Consider the following 14949-nt stretch of genomic DNA (forward strand, 5'->3'; position numbering starts at 1 on the left):
GAGGGGGTGTCATCTTTTTTGCGCATTTTTGGCATAAACGACATGAAACTACATATTGAGAAGTGGGCCTTAAGATGTGGTATACTGGAGAGTATGAATGAAAGCAAAGAGGAGGTGCCTTGGAAGATGAAGGGCAAGCTACTGCGGGCTGAGGGACACCTTGCCAATGTTATACCGATTCACTTGGATGCTTCTTTCTTTTTTGAGAGAGCTGTCCGCTCGCTGGACCGTAATCACGTCGACAAGGCATTAAAATATTTTCGTAAAGCTGTTGAATATGAACCGGAAAATCCGGTGAATCATTGTAATATGGCGGGTATATTATCTGAGAAGGGGGATTACGAAGCTTCGAATGCCGTTCTAGCACATGTGCTCGACGTGGTAGATCCGTCCATGACGGAATGTTATTTCTACATGGCGAACAATTATGCGAATATGGATCGGTTTGAAGAAGCTGAGCAAGCGCTTGTTACGTATTTGGAGGAGGATACCCAGGGTCAGTTTATGACGGAAGCCGAAGAGATGATGGAGCTTCTGTATTATGAGTTGGATCGACCAGCCAAACTGAACCGGATCAAATCACGTAAAGGTGTCGTTGAGCACGATCAGGCGCGGGAATTGTTGGAACAAGGGAAGTTTGCACAGGCGGCTGAGCTGCTGGAAGGCATATCACCCGATTATCCTGATTACTTGGCTGCTCGCAACAACTTGGCGCTTGCCTATTATTATATGGGACTGTTTCCCAAAGCGAAAGAGACGATTGCCGAAGTACTGGAACAGGAACCTGGTAATTTGCATGCATTGTGTAATTTGGCAATCTTTCATCAGAACGAGAATCGAGCCGACCAAGTGCTGCTCTTGATCAAAAAATTGCGTGTTATCGTGCCTTTCCAGCACGAACAGGTCTACAAACTGGCTACCACGATGGGTATCCTGGGTCAACATGATACGGCCTATGTACATTTCCGTCGCCTGTTGAAGGATGAAGAAACCGCTGCAGACCCAGCTCTCGCACATTATGCAGCAGTCGCGGCGTATAATACGGGGCGTTACGATTCCGCTGAACGTCTGTGGCGTCATGTGGGCAAGCTGGACCCGGGTTCGGAAGTATCCCGGTACTATCTGTCGGGACTTGAGGCTGTGAGACAGGGAGAAAAAGATCCGGAAAAACTAAGTTATCACTATCATCTGCCATTTGATGAGCAATTCAGACAATGGGAGAACTATGGCAACGGCATACCTGAAGAGATGAAAAATGATCCCTTGATTCGTTCCTCTTTCTTCTGGGCGTTGCGACATGGGGATCGGGCAACCAAGCTTCAGGTCATTCATGCTCTTGGTATGATTGGTGATTATGAGGTGCAGCAGGCACTGGAATCCTTTATCCAGGAACCCGGTGAAGATCAAGAGCTGGTGGAAGTTGCTCGTTCCGTACTGAATGGTCTTGATTCAGAAGGAGCTAAGCAAGATGATTCTCCTGTTCTGAGACCGCTAACTGCGTTGAGCAAACGCTCCATTCCGAAGATAGAGTCGATGACGGAGCAAACGGAGACGAAACCTTCTTCGCATTGGCAGGCGGTCGTGGACCGTGCGTTACAGATGTCTGAAGCCAAAGCCGAATTGCAGCAAGAAATGGAGCGTTTGTGGACCGACTATGTATCTCGCGTACACCCAGAGGTGCCTGGCACGAAGCAAATTGAAGGCTTGGCTGCGGGATTGGAATATTTGGCGGCCAAGATTCATAGTCGTCCGGTGACCTACCAAAGCATAGCCGATCGATATGGCATATCAGCTGCCACAGTTAGCAAATATGCACGGCAGATCAATAAAGTCTGCAACGCCAAACCACCAGTCCTGTAAATGTTTCTTGAAAATCTCGCTTTGGGATAGACTTCATTGCGTGAAGGATACATTGGCCTGGAAAACGGGTAAACTTAACGAATAGGTCTCGACATGCCTGTAGGATATCATCATAGCAAAGTTAATCGCCACTCAACACACTCTCAACCTTATTAAGGAGGCTGTATCTATATGTCTAAATACAGAACGATTGTGATCGGAACCGGACCTGCGGGTCTGACAGCAGCGATATATCTGGCTCGTGCTAATCTAAACCCACTGGTTATCGAAGGTCTTCAACCGGGTGGTCAATTGACGACGACAACGGAAGTTGAGAATTTCCCTGGTTTTCCGCAAGGCATCATGGGTCCGGAACTGATGGACAATATGCGAAAGCAAGCGGAGCGTTTTGGAGCTGAGTTCAAAAATGGTTGGGTGGAAGAAGTGGATTTCAGCAAACCGCCCTTCAAGGTTAAAGTTGGAGGCATCGGTGAACTGGAAGCCGATTCGATCATTATCTCTACCGGTGCTTCGGCCCGGTATCTCGGTATTCCGGGAGAGCAGGAGAATGTGGGACGTGGAGTGAGCACATGTGCTACATGTGACGGATTCTTTTTCCGTGGCAAAAAGATCGTCGTTGTCGGCGGTGGAGACTCCGCGATGGAGGAAGCCAGCTTCCTGACCCGTTTTGCGACGGACGTTACCCTGGTTCACCGCCGGGACGAATTGCGTGCATCGAAAATTATGCAGGACCGGGCTCGCAGCAACGAGAAGGTGAAATGGGCGTTGAACCGTACACCGCTCGAAGTTGTGCCTGAGGCTCTGGGAGTAAAAGGGCTTAAGGTACGAAATAACGAGACTGGGCAGGAAGAATTGCTTGAAGCGGACGGCGTATTTATTGCAATTGGGCATACACCGAATACGGGTTTCCTGAGCAATCAGATTACACTGGATGAACACGGCTATGTTGTTGTTAAACCGGGTACTACTGAGACCAACATTCCAGGTGTATTCGCCTGTGGTGATGTTCAGGATACGAAGTACCGTCAGGCCATTACAGCAGCAGGTTCGGGGTGTATGGCCGCAATGGACTGCGAGAAATTCCTTGAAGGCAGCATTGTGCATGACTGGAGCGAAACACTGGATAAATAAGCATGAAAAGGGTATGGTTTGGCATAAATTAAGTAGAAGAGACAACGGGAAGTCTCATGATGTGAGAAGCCGGCAGGCTTCTCTTTTTTTGAAACCAAAATGAGCATCAGATCGTATACATAATGGGCATATTAGCTGTGAGGTGAAGACTTTGGGGGAAATGATAAAAGATTGGTTACAGAATGCAACAGTGCGGCGATTTTTGATTCTGCTGTTGTTTTGTTTGGTGCTTTTCAGCATGGGGAGTATGCTGCACATGATTTTGCTGTTATTCCTGGTGACATATGTCATGAACAGGTTGCAGCATTTTATCACAGAGAAGTTGAATCGTTTATTTCCGGTTAACTATAAAGTCGTAGTCATACTGCTCTATCTTATCGTTATTGCAGCCATTGTACTGGGCATCTCCAGGTATTCACCACGGATCGTGGATCAGGTCGTTCAGTTAACGAATGAGATCATGAAGTTTCTTGATACCGCTGACGGTGATAATTTTGCTTCCAAAATTGCAGGTTATCTTCAATCGTTCGATATCAAAAACTATACCAACGACGCATTGAAGTATATTTTTGCGTTAAGCAAATGGTTGGAGTTCATTCTGCTGGTCATCATCCTCAGTCTGTTCTTCTTGTTGCAGAAGCGGGAGATTTCCAAGTTTACCTCCAAGTTCAAAACAAGCAAGATCGGCTGGTTCTATAATGAAGTGGCGTACCTTGGAGATAAATTCGTATCCTCCTTTGGTAAAGTGATTGAGGCGCAATTGTTGATTGCGGTATTCAATACAGCTTTGACGATTTTGGGATTATGGATACTGGGGTTCCCGTACTTGTTCGCCTTGACCATTCTGGTGTTCATGCTCAGTCTGGTACCCGTTGCGGGGGTTATCATCTCACTGATTCCACTGTGTCTAATCGGTTATCAACTGGGAGGATTGCAGCTCAGCGTGATCGTGATCATTATGATCATCATCATTCATGCGCTGGAAACGTACTTCCTGAATCCGAAGCTGATGGCGCACAAAACGAAATTGCCGATGTTCTACACGTTTATCGTACTGATTCTGTCTCAACATTTCCTTGGAATCTGGGGGCTTATCATCGGTATTCCGATCTTTGTCTTCCTGCTCGATATTCTGGACGTCAACAAGATGGAAAAAACGGAAGAGCCCATACGTGTGGAAACGAAGTTGTGATCAGTAGCTGAATATCTGCTGAAGGTATCAGGTTTAGGTAATGTCCATAAAAGTTGAGAAACGCCTTCCGTTCCGGGAAGGCGTTTTTCTCTGTCCATATCATTGGAGTATATATGGATGCGTATGTAACTAGTACAATGTTGATGCTTATGAACTGAGCGCACTAGTCTCTACAACCATCCTTTCTCCTCCGCAATGCTGACGGCTTCGATGCGATTCTTGGCATCAAGCTTGTTAAAAGCTTCGGACAGGTAGTTGCGTACGGTTCCATAGGAAAGATGAAGTGAGGCAGCAATATGATTGGCATTCATGCCAGTGGCTGCGAGCTTAAGCACTTCTTTCTCACGTTCAGTTAATGGATTGGTCTCTTTAGCTGCACCAAACACGAGCTCTGGAGAAACCTCTCGACCACCATCCATAACCCGGCGAATAGCTCCCGCCAAACGATCGCTCGGTTCGTCCTTGAGCAAATATCCCTGTACACCAGCCTGGATGGCACGCTCCAGAAATCCCGGACGGGCAAAGGTAGTGAGTATGATAATACGGCAGGGCAGACCGAATTGTTGTATACGTTCTGCTACGTCCAGGCCGCTCATCACAGGCATTTCAATATCCATAAGACACAGATCTGGTTGGAGGGAAGCAATTTGCTTCAGAGCTTCCTCTCCATTACCTGCTTCACCGATGACCTCAAAATCATCTTCAAGGTCTAATAGTGATGCAAGCGCACCTCTCAGCATGCGTTGATCTTCAGCAATCAAAATACGAATCATGCTCAAATTCCTCCTTGGTGTTCAGCTGCGATCAGGGGAAAGGAAAAGACAAGATCGGTTCCTCTGGAGTCCGAGGAAATCTGAAGGGAACCGTCGATGAGGCTCAGGCGTTCAGATATCCCTTTTAGGCCATTGCCTTGATGTTCATTTGGACTCATGCCATTACCGTTATCTTTAACCTGAATGCTTATGCCATCATGCGTTCGTTCCAGCTTGATTACACAGCAGGTGGCTTTGCTGTGTTTTACAATATTCGTTACGGCTTCAAGCAGACAGAGGCTCGCCATGTTCTGAGTAAGATCAGGAACATCATGAAATGGACCCTGTTCTCCTGCCAGTTCAAATTCGATATCCGCACTCTTTAACATTTCTTTGGCATCGGCGAGTGCTTCAACAATGCTGATTGCCCGCATGTCAGAGACGAGCTGGCGTACTTCCCGCAAAGCCGCGCGGGAGGTACGCTCAATCTCCCGTGCTTCTTGAATGGCACGTTCCGGATTTTTGACAATGAGTTTGGTGACCAGCTCACTCTTCAGAGTGATCAGCGAGAGCGTATGTCCCATGGTATCATGCAGATCCCTGGCAATTCGCATTCGCTCTTCGCGTTTGATTAATTCCTTGATATGCTGCTGGGCTTCATCCAGCTGGGCTTCCAGCTTTTGGCGATCCAGCATGGAGCGGATTCCGAAGGGTGAAGCAAGCATAATGAGGTAAAATGGCGCAAAGAACATGAGTTGATAAGCGGTAAGATATTGAATCTTTAAGGCAATCGGAATGGTCTGAACGATGGCGAATATCACCAAAAACATTCGAAACTGACGTTTCTCTGTGTACCATCCAATAAAATTGGCTGTGAAAAATCCGAGAAAAAACATATTGGGATCGATCACCAGGCTTAGTACCAGAACGCAAAGCATCTGTAGACTGAGCCAATAGGAAAAGAGTGAGGTTCCTGACGTCATGTAGAGCTGCCGATAAGTCAGGATAAAAACGATGAATGAAGTTATTCCGATGTACTGCGCATGTCCTTGTGCGTTCCATAAATAATAGATTGGCATGGCCAGATAGATCATCCATATATAAGGATAAAATCCATATCGCTTTGGGAAAAGCTCAAAATGCTGAAGCATGTTTGAAGATTACGCCTCCCTTTGTTTATTACGGATATATGTGGATAGTAACATAAACGCCACCAGATATGCTGCCAAAAGTAGGATATCGCGCAGGGCAGGCGCGCCTCCGGTGATAATAACCCACGCTCCATTTCCAAAGCTATGGGAGGGCAGCCAGTTTCCGATCTGTCCGAGCCAGCTAGGCATGATGTCAAGAGGCATCCACATCCCGCCCAGCAAGGCAAGAGATAGATAGAGGGCATTGCTCAGTCCACTGGCGGTGTCCACCCGCCGCAATGTTCCTATGCAGGTCCCGAGTGCAAGAAAGGGGAGAGATCCAGCCAGAATCCAAAGGGCGGAGCCGATCCATTGAGCAGGAGGAAGTGATACACCATTAATCAGGAATCCAGCTGTAAAGATGACGATGATGGAAAACAGATGCATTATCGTTTGCCCCACCATTTTTCCTCCAAAATAAATCGAGTTGGGTAACGGAGTCACTTGCAGGTAGGCGACCCAACCTTGTGCTCTTTCTTGGACAAGTCGGATACCGAGTGTCATGATAGAGGATCCCATGATGCTGAAGCAGGTCATGGACATCAAGTAGTGTGCATTCCATTGTTCAGAATCCGTTGTTCCTGTAGTGAATATGCGTGTATAAAGAAAGTAGAAGGCAACGGGCATCATCAAAGACCAGAAAATAAAGTAGACATTGCGGGACATGCGGAGCATTTCAACGCGGGATTGGGCGAGAAGCATCAACATATCAAATTTCCTCCTTCACGGTTTCCATCAGGCTTGCATAGGCATCGTCCAGTTGTCCGGTTTCAACTCGGATGTCACTAACGGGAATCCGATGTTCAATCAGGTTACGGAGCAGCGCATCCGAATTTTTGGTGTGTAGAATGCAACGATCTTGGTGATATTCAATCCGGTCCACGTCAGGCAACTCTTCGATTTGTGCACGGACATCGGCTTCGGCTGCCATCTCGGTATTGGACTCATAATCATTGATGAACATACTTTCCGAAGTTGAAAAGGAAACCGTCCGTATGGTGATTCCGGCCTTGATATTCTCGGGTGTTCCGTCTGCGACGATGGTACCTCGGTTAAAGAGAATAATCCGATCCGCTACTTCATCTGCTTCATGGAGGTAGTGTGTTGTGAAGATTACGGTTTTACCTTCCTGTGCTAGCTGGCGGACTCGTTCCCAGAAATGTCTCCGGGTTTCGGAATCTAGTCCGACTGTAGGTTCATCAAAGAATAGAATATCGGGATCACCTGCCATGGAGAGAGCAAAATTCAGGCTGCGCTTTTGTCCGCCAGACAGCTTCTCTGCTCTTTTGTTCAAGTCGGCAGGACAGAGCCCCGTTAGTTCTCCGATATGGTCTTCATGAAGCGGTGCGGGATAATAGCTGCGTACCATACGTATAATTTCTCGAACGGTAAGTCCATCCATTACACTCACGTCCTGCAGCATAACACCAATCTTCTGCCGAACCTGTTTGTGATTTGGTTTCTGGTTCAGTACAGTTACAAGTCCTGATGTAGCGGTGGACAGGCCTAGCATCATTTTCATTGTTGTTGTTTTGCCTGCTCCATTAGGGCCAAGGATCGCAACAACCGAACCACGACTGATCTTTAAGGAGATATTGTTGACAACTTCTTTGTTGCCGTACCTTTTGCTTACCTGTTCCAGCTTTATGACGGTTGAACTCATCTTGAATCACGTCCTTGTTCAGTTCTGTAAGATAATCCCATCTTACCGAACTGCCTGAGACGTGATTAGTAAGGATTGTCATGAAATTCAGATGACAATTGTCATCTTTTACGCATGGAACGAGTGGATATGCAATATCATGAGTTGAGGCTTCCTATTCTATGAAGGAAGGAATGAAGCTTGCATTTTTAATAGAGACAAATGGGGTTGTATACGTATTCAAAAATAGCCTGTGATGTTGTTCACAATAGCGGGGAAGCTAATCACAGCAAAGGTCTTATCGTCTTGACCCAGGCGTATCCTTCAATTATAGTTGGTACGTAGGATTAAACTATTATAGATAGATAAAGGTGGCTTGTAGCATGTCTGAGAAAATCTACGTTGGGGTCGATCTCGGCGGAACAGCAATCAAGGTCGGTATATGTGATGAACACGGTCAGCTTATGCATACGTATGAAGGACCGACTGAAGTGGATAAGGGCGTTGACATGGTCATTGCCAACATCGAAAAGTATGTCCGTCATATCGTTGTCGAATCGCCTTACAGCTGGGAACAGCTTGCAGGTGTGGGAGCGGGCGTGGCTGGGTTCACCAATGTACGCGAGGGAATTATCGTTCTTGCCCCTAACATTGGATTTCGGAATGTAGCCATTCGTTCGATTTTGGAAGAACGTCTGGGCAAGCCGGTCAAAATAGATAACGATGCAAACGTGGCTGCACTGGGTGAAGCCTGGGCAGGCGCTGGCAAGGGCGTGGACAACTGTGTATGCTATACGCTTGGTACAGGCGTTGGTGGCGGACTGATCTTAAATGGCAAGATCTATCAGGGGTTCTCCGGTATGGCTGGTGAGCTTGGTCATGTCAGTGTTGTTCCTGATCTGGAAGCGATTCAGTGCGGATGCGGCAAAATGGGATGCGTGGAAACTGTGTCTTCAGCAACCGGCATTATTCGTATGGCCAAAGACGCTGTAGAGCGTGGAGACCATACATCACTGGCACTCGTCGACAAGATTGCGGCCAAGGAAGTGTTTGATGCAGCCAAGGCGGGCGATGAAGTTGCGCTGCGTATTGTCAATCGTGCGGCGTTCTATCTGGGCAAATCGATGGCGGCTGTAGCGGCTGTGATTAACCCTGAGATGTTCATTATCGGTGGCGGTGTATCCAAAGCGGGTAATATTTTGTTTGATGAAGTACGCACTGTATTTGCGAAACTGACACCTGAACCGCTGCAAGAAGGGGTTAAAATTCTTGAAGCAACACTTGGCAATAATGCAGGTATTGTTGGCGCGGCTGGTCTTCTCTTGCGTTCCTAGTAACCTCGTAACAGTATAATCCGACAGCAATATGATAAGGAGGGGACATTTATGCTTGAAGGTGAAGTTTCACCGGGCACAGGCGCCACGCTCATTATCATTACGGGCATGTCCGGAGCAGGCAAGACGATTGCAGTACAAAGCCTGGAGGATCTTGGTTTCTTCTGTGTGGATAATCTACCGCCGGTATTGATTCCGAAATTTGCGGAGTTGATTGAACAATCGAACGGAAAAATTGGCAAGGTCGCACTGGTTATCGACCTTCGCGGTCGTGAGTTCTTTACGGCTTTGTCCGAGTCATTGAACTATATTAAAGATCATTTTACCATTCATTGTGAAATATTATTCCTGGACGCGACAGACTCTGTATTGGTCCAGCGCTATAAGGAGAGCCGGCGCAGACATCCACTCGCTCCTGAGGGCATGCCGCTGGACGGCATCCGGCTGGAACGTAAGATGCTGGAGGAGCTCAAAAATTCCGCCACTCAGGTGCTGAACACAAGTACGATGAAGCCTGCTCAACTGAAAGAGCGCATCATATCCCGCTTTTCTCATCTGGAAAGCCATATGCTGTCGGTAAATATTACGTCGTTTGGGTTCAAATACGGTATTCCGATTGATGCGGATCTGGTGTTTGATGTTCGTTTCTTGCCAAATCCGCATTATATTGAACATTTACGTCCGAATACGGGACAGAATAGTGATGTATACGAATATGTTATGAAATGGCCGGAGACGCAGGCGTTTCTGACCAAGCTGCTGGATATGCTGCATTTTCTGATTCCGCAATACCGGAAGGAAGGCAAAAGCCAGGTTATTATTGGAATCGGCTGTACCGGAGGCAAGCATCGTTCGGTAGCAATATCGGAATATTTGGGCAAAATGTTGGGAAGCAGCGAAACTGAGGCTGTCACCGTGAGCCATCGCGACGCCGACCGGGACCGTCATTGAAGAGGGTGAAGGGATGAAAGAAGCCGGACCACGAAGAGAACGTCCGAGAATTGTAGTCATGGGCGGCGGAACCGGACTATCCGTGATGCTGCGCGGTTTGAAGGAAAAGCCGCTGGACATCACGGCCATTGTCACGGTTGCGGATGACGGGGGAAGTTCGGGCATCCTGCGTAATGAGCTGCAAATGCCGCCTCCGGGCGACATTCGTAATGTACTCACGGCGCTGGCTGATGTAGAACCGTTGTTGTCGGATATGCTGAATTATCGCTTCAATACAGGCGCGGGGCTTGCAGGCCACAGCCTGGGTAACTTGATTTTGGCTGCAATGACGGATATATCGGGCGACTTCGTAACCGCTGTGCGGGAACTTAGCCGCGTGTTTGCCGTTCGGGGTGAGGTTTTGCCCGCAGCCGGGCAGGCCGTTATCCTGCACGCAGAGATGGAGGATGGCTCGATTGTTACGGGCGAGTCCAAGATCCCTGAAGCTGGTCTACGGATCAAACGCGTTTTCCTTGAACCGGATCACGTGGAGCCGTTGCCAGAGGCTGTTGAAGCCATTCGTCAGGCAGACGCCATTCTGATTGGACCAGGTAGTCTCTACACGAGCATTCTGCCCAATCTGCTAGTGCCTAAGCTGGCTGAAGCTGTCGTTGAGGCTGACGCAGTGAAAATGTTTATTTGCAATGTGATGACACAGCCGGGAGAGACGGATAATTACACGGTGAGTGACCACCTTAAGGCGGTGCACGAACATGTAGGACACCAAATTTTCGATTATGTCATTGTAAATAATGGTGATATTCCGCTGCAGGTGCAGAATAAGTATGCGGAAAAAGGAGCTAAACCGGTTGTGCTGGATATGAATGTGCTGAAGAGTGCCGGCTATCAAGTCGTTGCGGATACGTTGGTCTTGTTCCGGACCTATCTGCGGCATGATGCCGATAAACTGAGCCATCACATCTATCAACTTGTACAAAATTGGATGTTACGGAAGAGGTGAAGTCCCATGTCGTTTGCAGCACAGACCAAAAAAGAACTAACGATGATCGAAAGCGAACCGTGCTGCGAAAAGGCGGAACTTTCAGCCCTCATCCGTATGCTTGGTGCGGTGCAGTTATCGAATAAAAAAGTCATCTTGGATATTTCGACGGAGAATGCCGCCATTGCAAGACGGGCATACTCTCTGCTAAAAAAGCATTTTCAAGTGCATACGGAATTGCTTGTCCGCAAAAAAATGCGGCTGAAAAAGAACAATGTGTATATTGTTCGGATTCCAACTATGGTACAGGAAATTTTAAAAGATCTGTACATTGTTTCCGAAGGATTTCTGTTTACTCCGGGGATCAGTGAAGAGCTGCTCAATAATAACTGCTGTAAACGCGCCTATCTACGAGGGGCATTTATGGCTGGAGGCTCGGTCAACAATCCCGAAGGTTCATCCTACCACCTGGAGATTGCGTCCATGTATGAGGAGCACTGTCAGTCCCTGGTGGACCTGGCGAATGAATTTCATCTCAATGCCCGGTGTATAGAACGCAAAAAAGGATTCATCCTATACATTAAGGAAGGCGAGAAAATCATTGAGCTGCTCAGTATCATTGGTGCACATCAGGCCCTTTTCAAGTTTGAGGATGTGCGTATCATGCGAGATATGCGTAATTCCGTCAACCGAATCGTCAATTGTGAGACAGCTAACCTGAACAAAACGATTGGAGCAGCAGTCAGACAGATCGATAATATCAGACTGTTGCAAAAAGAAGTTGGTCTGGAGTCATTGCCCGAAAAGCTACGTGAAGTGGCTGAAGTTAGACTCGCCCATCCGGATATTAACTTGAAGGAAGTAGGCGAACTGCTTAAGGGTACAGTCAGCAAGTCGGGAGTGAATCACCGGCTCCGCAAGATTGATGAGCTGGCCGAGAAGGTTCGTACCGAGCGTTACGGTTGAGTTAGGGTGACCTGCGAAAGCGGAATGTTTTGATTTTCCGTCAAAAGGTCAGCTTAACGTCAGCCTGTAAGTAAGGATCTTGGGGAGCTACTCAGGTAATGAGGCGATGTAAAAAGACTAAAATAGGTCATAATAATGACATCCCAATCACCCTGAGTTTTTTCTTCTAGTGTCCTGCTCTGGTTAATGGTATAATGTTATAAATATAATTGTGTATTTAATGTCCAGATTTCATAATAGGGGGTAAGTTTCCATGACAAAGCACCCGGTAGTTGTCCGTTTGAAAACGGGTCTCCATGCCAGACCTGCGGCACTGTTCGTTCAAGAAGCGAATAAGTACTCATCTGAAGTGTTCGTCGAGAAGGACGACAAAAAAGTAAATGCAAAAAGTATCATGGGGATCATGAGCCTTGCAATCAGTACTGGTACGGAAATCCAGATTAGTGCAGAAGGCGCGGACGCCGAACAGGCTGTAAACGCTTTAGTTAGTCTGGTAAGCAAGGAAGAGCTTGAGAACCAATAAGATATGATTTGAACCCAATGAAGAAGTCCCGAAAGGGGCTTTTTTGCGTTTTATGACTGTCAAGTGCAACATTATGGAATTAAGCCCGTCTGTTAGGTATCAAATCGATTTGAGATTGAGATGTTAAAACTTAAGGAGGCTAACGTAATGGGTAAATTATGGATGAAACCGCTGGGTGCGGTGATGGTTGCAGGTACATTGCTTGTTGGAGGTACGGCGTGGGTGGCGCCTAGTAATTATGCGTATGCTGCTGAGGTACAGGGGGTACAGCAAAACGTGATTAACGTTGTGGGTACAGGTGAGATTCAGGTGAAGCCTGACATCGCTTATCTTTCCATCGGAGTGAACAGTACGGCGGATACAGCTGCCTCTGCTCAAAAAGCGAATGCAGCGAAAATTCAAAAGGTGAGCAATCTGCTGAAAAGTACGTGGAAAATCAGTGCAGACGATATTCAAACCAGTCAGTTCTACGTACAGCCTAATTACACGTATAGTGAAAAAGATGGACAGAAGATCAAAGGGTACACAGCTCATCACACACTTACCGTAACTTACCGTCAGATGGACAAGATCGGAGAGCTTTTGGATGCCGCTTCCCAAGCTGGTGCCAACAATATTGAAAACGTTCGTTTTACGGTAGAAAAACCGGAGAGCTTTGAGGCTCAAGTGATTGAAAAAGCTGTTGCCAATGCTGATGTAAAAGCTGGAGCAATTGCAAAAGCGGTTAAACGTCAACTGGGTGCTGTTCTGTCCGTGAGCCAAGGTGACGCGAATGTACCTGTATTCTATGCAAGTGAGGCTCTGATGTCCAAGTCGCAAGCTGATTCTGCTGGAGGCACAGAAATTGAAACAGGACAGGTTAAAGTAAGTACAACGCTGAATATTACTTATGAAATGAAATAAGCAAAATAATTATTGCTGAATGTCCGTTAAAGATATGCTTCATCGGGCGAAGGGCAATAATGACAAAGATGTTGTCCATTGGACGACGTCTTTTTTTGTTATAAAGGCGGACTTTGATGAAGTTTGAAAAGAAGAGTTGAAATATGGCGAAATAAAATGCTGTTTTTTAGTATCTTTTTTGTTCGTTTGTTCGTAACAAAACCTTCATTATAGGCATCTGGATTGAACAACATTGTAACTGGAGCTGTAAACCTTTCCGGAATTGGGTTAATTATAATAAAGAGGTGAGCGTATGGGGCATACGATCAAGTCAGGATACATACGCAATGACACTCAAATTTGAATTCGAGAGAGGAGTTATATATATGACATCATGGAAAAAATGGACAAGTGCACTATTGGCGGCAGGAATTATTGTGGGGAGTGGGGCTGTATGGCAGGATAATTCCGTACAGGCGGCTTCGGTATCGACAAAAGTGACAACACCTACGGAGGTAACCCTGAAATCTGGAGGCAAGTCACTTACTCAAAAAGGACTTCTGCAAGGTGGCTCTACCTGGGTATCGCTTACCGCAGTGAAGGATGTTGCGGGTGGAAGCTTGAAATATGATGCAAAGGCTAAGGAGTATGCCTTAACGGCAGCCAATAATACGATGACAATCAGCCTGATTGATGGTTCGCCGAGTGTTAGAATTAACAACTACTACCCACAGGTGGAAGCGAAGCTGATTAATGGCCGATTGTATATTCCATTCTCTGCAATGAGAGATTATCTGGGTGTTCAGGGCAGCTGGGATGGAAAAGCGAAGACACTGACACTGAGCAAGGTGAAGCAGAATAGTGTGGCGATTAAGCCGGCAACATTGAAAGTCAGCATCAAGAACGCCGAAGTCGATATTCAATATCCTCAGGTAAGCGGACTGGCTAGCGATAAAGCAGAAGCGGCCATCAACAAGGTGCTGAAGGATGAAGTGGATGCTTTTGTAGCAGATTTCAAAAAACAAACCAAGGAATTTGGCGACGCAGCAGCGAACCGCCCATATGCATTTGAGAGCTCTTATGTCGTAACGTACAACGAAAATGGTGTGCTGGGTCTGGTTACTCAGCGTTATGAGGACTATGCTGGTGCACATGGCATGACGACGCGTTCAGGACACTCCTTCGCCCTTGATTCCGGTAAGGAATTGAGTCTGGATGATGTGATTCAAAACAACAAAACCGTGCGTGAAACGGTAAGCAAAAAAGTTGGAGATCAGCTTAAAGCTCGTGGTGGTTACCTTGAAGGCTATAAAGGCCTGAATAAGGATCAGGATTTCTATGTGACACCAACAGGTGTGGTTGTATTCTTCCAGTTGTATGAGTACACAGCTTACGCAGAAGGCTTCCCGGAATTCCCGTTCACGTATAAAGAGTTGCTTCCGAAAGGAACAGAGCCGTTTAGTGGCTTAACAGCAAACAAGTAAAGTATTAAAATTTCATTTCGTTGAAATGTTGGCTAATAGCGTGTGCTTAATTTGTTAGATGTG

14 protein-coding genes are annotated in these 14949 nt (G+C 46.8%); 10 read left to right on the forward strand and 4 right to left on the reverse strand.

What is annotated here, in order from left to right; all coding sequences use genetic code 11:
• Positions 1 to 126: 126 nt before the first annotated feature.
• The 3 genes from AMS66_RS22570 to AMS66_RS22580 all read left to right on the forward strand — a co-directional run bounded on the left by AMS66_RS22570 (position 127) and on the right by AMS66_RS22580 (position 4183).
• Positions 127 to 1860, forward strand: coding sequence for a tetratricopeptide repeat protein (locus tag AMS66_RS22570; RefSeq protein WP_053783020.1), 1734 nt, complete (start codon positions 127 to 129; stop codon positions 1858 to 1860).
• Positions 1861 to 2031: 171 nt separating this feature from the next.
• Positions 2032 to 2991 carry a thioredoxin-disulfide reductase gene (gene trxB, locus AMS66_RS22575; RefSeq protein WP_053782943.1) on the forward strand — a complete coding sequence of 320 codons (960 nt, stop codon included), beginning with the start codon at positions 2032 to 2034 and terminating at the stop codon, positions 2989 to 2991.
• Positions 2992 to 3151: 160 nt separating this feature from the next.
• Positions 3152 to 4183: an AI-2E family transporter gene (locus AMS66_RS22580; protein WP_029881471.1), complete on the forward strand. Its 1032-nt coding sequence runs from the start codon at positions 3152 to 3154 to the stop codon at positions 4181 to 4183.
• Positions 4184 to 4353: 170 nt separating this feature from the next.
• On the opposite strand, the gene AMS66_RS22585 is transcribed toward AMS66_RS22580, so the two are convergent.
• The 4 genes from AMS66_RS22585 to AMS66_RS22600 are packed head-to-tail and all read right to left on the reverse strand — an operon-like array spanning position 4354 to position 7788.
• Positions 4354 to 4956 (reverse strand): response regulator transcription factor, encoded by a 603-nt coding sequence (locus AMS66_RS22585; RefSeq protein ID WP_053782944.1) that lies wholly within the window; start codon positions 4954 to 4956, stop codon positions 4354 to 4356.
• Between the two features lie 2 nt (positions 4957 to 4958).
• Positions 4959 to 6086, reverse strand: coding sequence for a sensor histidine kinase (locus AMS66_RS22590; RefSeq protein ID WP_053782945.1), 1128 nt, complete (start codon positions 6084 to 6086; stop codon positions 4959 to 4961).
• A gap of 9 nt (positions 6087 to 6095) precedes the next feature.
• Complete coding sequence (locus AMS66_RS22595) at positions 6096 to 6833, reverse strand: ABC transporter permease (protein ID WP_053782946.1); 738 nt, start codon at positions 6831 to 6833, stop codon at positions 6096 to 6098.
• Between the two features lies 1 nt (position 6834).
• Positions 6835 to 7788 (reverse strand): ABC transporter ATP-binding protein, encoded by a 954-nt coding sequence (locus AMS66_RS22600; RefSeq protein ID WP_053782947.1) that lies wholly within the window; start codon positions 7786 to 7788, stop codon positions 6835 to 6837.
• A gap of 362 nt (positions 7789 to 8150) precedes the next feature.
• Between AMS66_RS22600 and AMS66_RS22605 the strand changes: the two genes are divergently transcribed.
• The 7 genes from AMS66_RS22605 to AMS66_RS22635 all read left to right on the forward strand — a co-directional run bounded on the left by AMS66_RS22605 (position 8151) and on the right by AMS66_RS22635 (position 14886).
• The gene (locus tag AMS66_RS22605; protein WP_053782948.1) at positions 8151 to 9101 is read left to right on the forward strand and encodes an ROK family glucokinase; all 951 of its coding nucleotides are present in this window, start codon (positions 8151 to 8153) and stop codon (positions 9099 to 9101) included.
• A 51-nt stretch (positions 9102 to 9152) separates the two neighbouring features.
• Entirely contained in the window at positions 9153 to 10052 is a 900-nt protein-coding gene (gene rapZ / locus AMS66_RS22610; protein WP_053782949.1) for an RNase adapter RapZ, read from the forward strand.
• Between the two features lie 13 nt (positions 10053 to 10065).
• Complete coding sequence (locus AMS66_RS22615; protein ID WP_053782950.1) at positions 10066 to 11052, forward strand: gluconeogenesis factor YvcK family protein; 987 nt, start codon at positions 10066 to 10068, stop codon at positions 11050 to 11052.
• Positions 11053 to 11058: 6 nt separating this feature from the next.
• Entirely contained in the window at positions 11059 to 11997 is a 939-nt protein-coding gene (gene whiA / locus AMS66_RS22620) for a DNA-binding protein WhiA (RefSeq protein WP_053782951.1), read from the forward strand.
• A 253-nt stretch (positions 11998 to 12250) separates the two neighbouring features.
• The gene (locus tag AMS66_RS22625; protein ID WP_017691248.1) at positions 12251 to 12520 is read left to right on the forward strand and encodes an HPr family phosphocarrier protein; all 270 of its coding nucleotides are present in this window, start codon (positions 12251 to 12253) and stop codon (positions 12518 to 12520) included.
• A 147-nt stretch (positions 12521 to 12667) separates the two neighbouring features.
• Positions 12668 to 13423, forward strand: a complete 756-nt coding sequence (locus tag AMS66_RS22630; RefSeq protein WP_053782952.1) for an SIMPL domain-containing protein — start codon at positions 12668 to 12670, stop codon at positions 13421 to 13423.
• 365 nt (positions 13424 to 13788) lie between these two features.
• A complete protein-coding gene (locus AMS66_RS22635; RefSeq protein ID WP_053782953.1) occupies positions 13789 to 14886 on the forward strand; it encodes a PdaC/SigV domain-containing protein in 1098 nt (365 codons plus the stop codon).
• The last annotated feature ends 63 nt before the right edge of the window (positions 14887 to 14949 follow it).

It is taken from the genome of Paenibacillus xylanivorans, assembly GCF_001280595.1.
In the GTDB taxonomy this organism is placed as follows: domain Bacteria; phylum Bacillota; class Bacilli; order Paenibacillales; family Paenibacillaceae; genus Paenibacillus; species Paenibacillus xylanivorans.

Coding starts and splice junctions, on each gene's coding strand:
- AMS66_RS22570 (WP_053783020.1), top strand. CDS start 127: ATGAAGGGCAAGCTACTGCGGGCTGAGGGACACCTTGCCAATGTTATA.
- trxB (WP_053782943.1), top strand. CDS start 2,032: ATGTCTAAATACAGAACGATTGTGATCGGAACCGGACCTGCGGGTCTG.
- AMS66_RS22580 (WP_029881471.1), top strand. CDS start 3,152: ATGATAAAAGATTGGTTACAGAATGCAACAGTGCGGCGATTTTTGATT.
- AMS66_RS22585 (WP_053782944.1), bottom strand. CDS start 4,956: ATGATTCGTATTTTGATTGCTGAAGATCAACGCATGCTGAGAGGTGCG.
- AMS66_RS22590 (WP_053782945.1), bottom strand. CDS start 6,086: ATGCTTCAGCATTTTGAGCTTTTCCCAAAGCGATATGGATTTTATCCT.
- AMS66_RS22595 (WP_053782946.1), bottom strand. CDS start 6,833: ATGTTGATGCTTCTCGCCCAATCCCGCGTTGAAATGCTCCGCATGTCC.
- AMS66_RS22600 (WP_053782947.1), bottom strand. CDS start 7,788: ATGAGTTCAACCGTCATAAAGCTGGAACAGGTAAGCAAAAGGTACGGC.
- AMS66_RS22605 (WP_053782948.1), top strand. CDS start 8,151: ATGTCTGAGAAAATCTACGTTGGGGTCGATCTCGGCGGAACAGCAATC.
- rapZ (WP_053782949.1), top strand. CDS start 9,153: ATGCTTGAAGGTGAAGTTTCACCGGGCACAGGCGCCACGCTCATTATC.
- AMS66_RS22615 (WP_053782950.1), top strand. CDS start 10,066: ATGAAAGAAGCCGGACCACGAAGAGAACGTCCGAGAATTGTAGTCATG.
- whiA (WP_053782951.1), top strand. CDS start 11,059: ATGTCGTTTGCAGCACAGACCAAAAAAGAACTAACGATGATCGAAAGC.
- AMS66_RS22625 (WP_017691248.1), top strand. CDS start 12,251: ATGACAAAGCACCCGGTAGTTGTCCGTTTGAAAACGGGTCTCCATGCC.
- AMS66_RS22630 (WP_053782952.1), top strand. CDS start 12,668: ATGGGTAAATTATGGATGAAACCGCTGGGTGCGGTGATGGTTGCAGGT.
- AMS66_RS22635 (WP_053782953.1), top strand. CDS start 13,789: ATGACATCATGGAAAAAATGGACAAGTGCACTATTGGCGGCAGGAATT.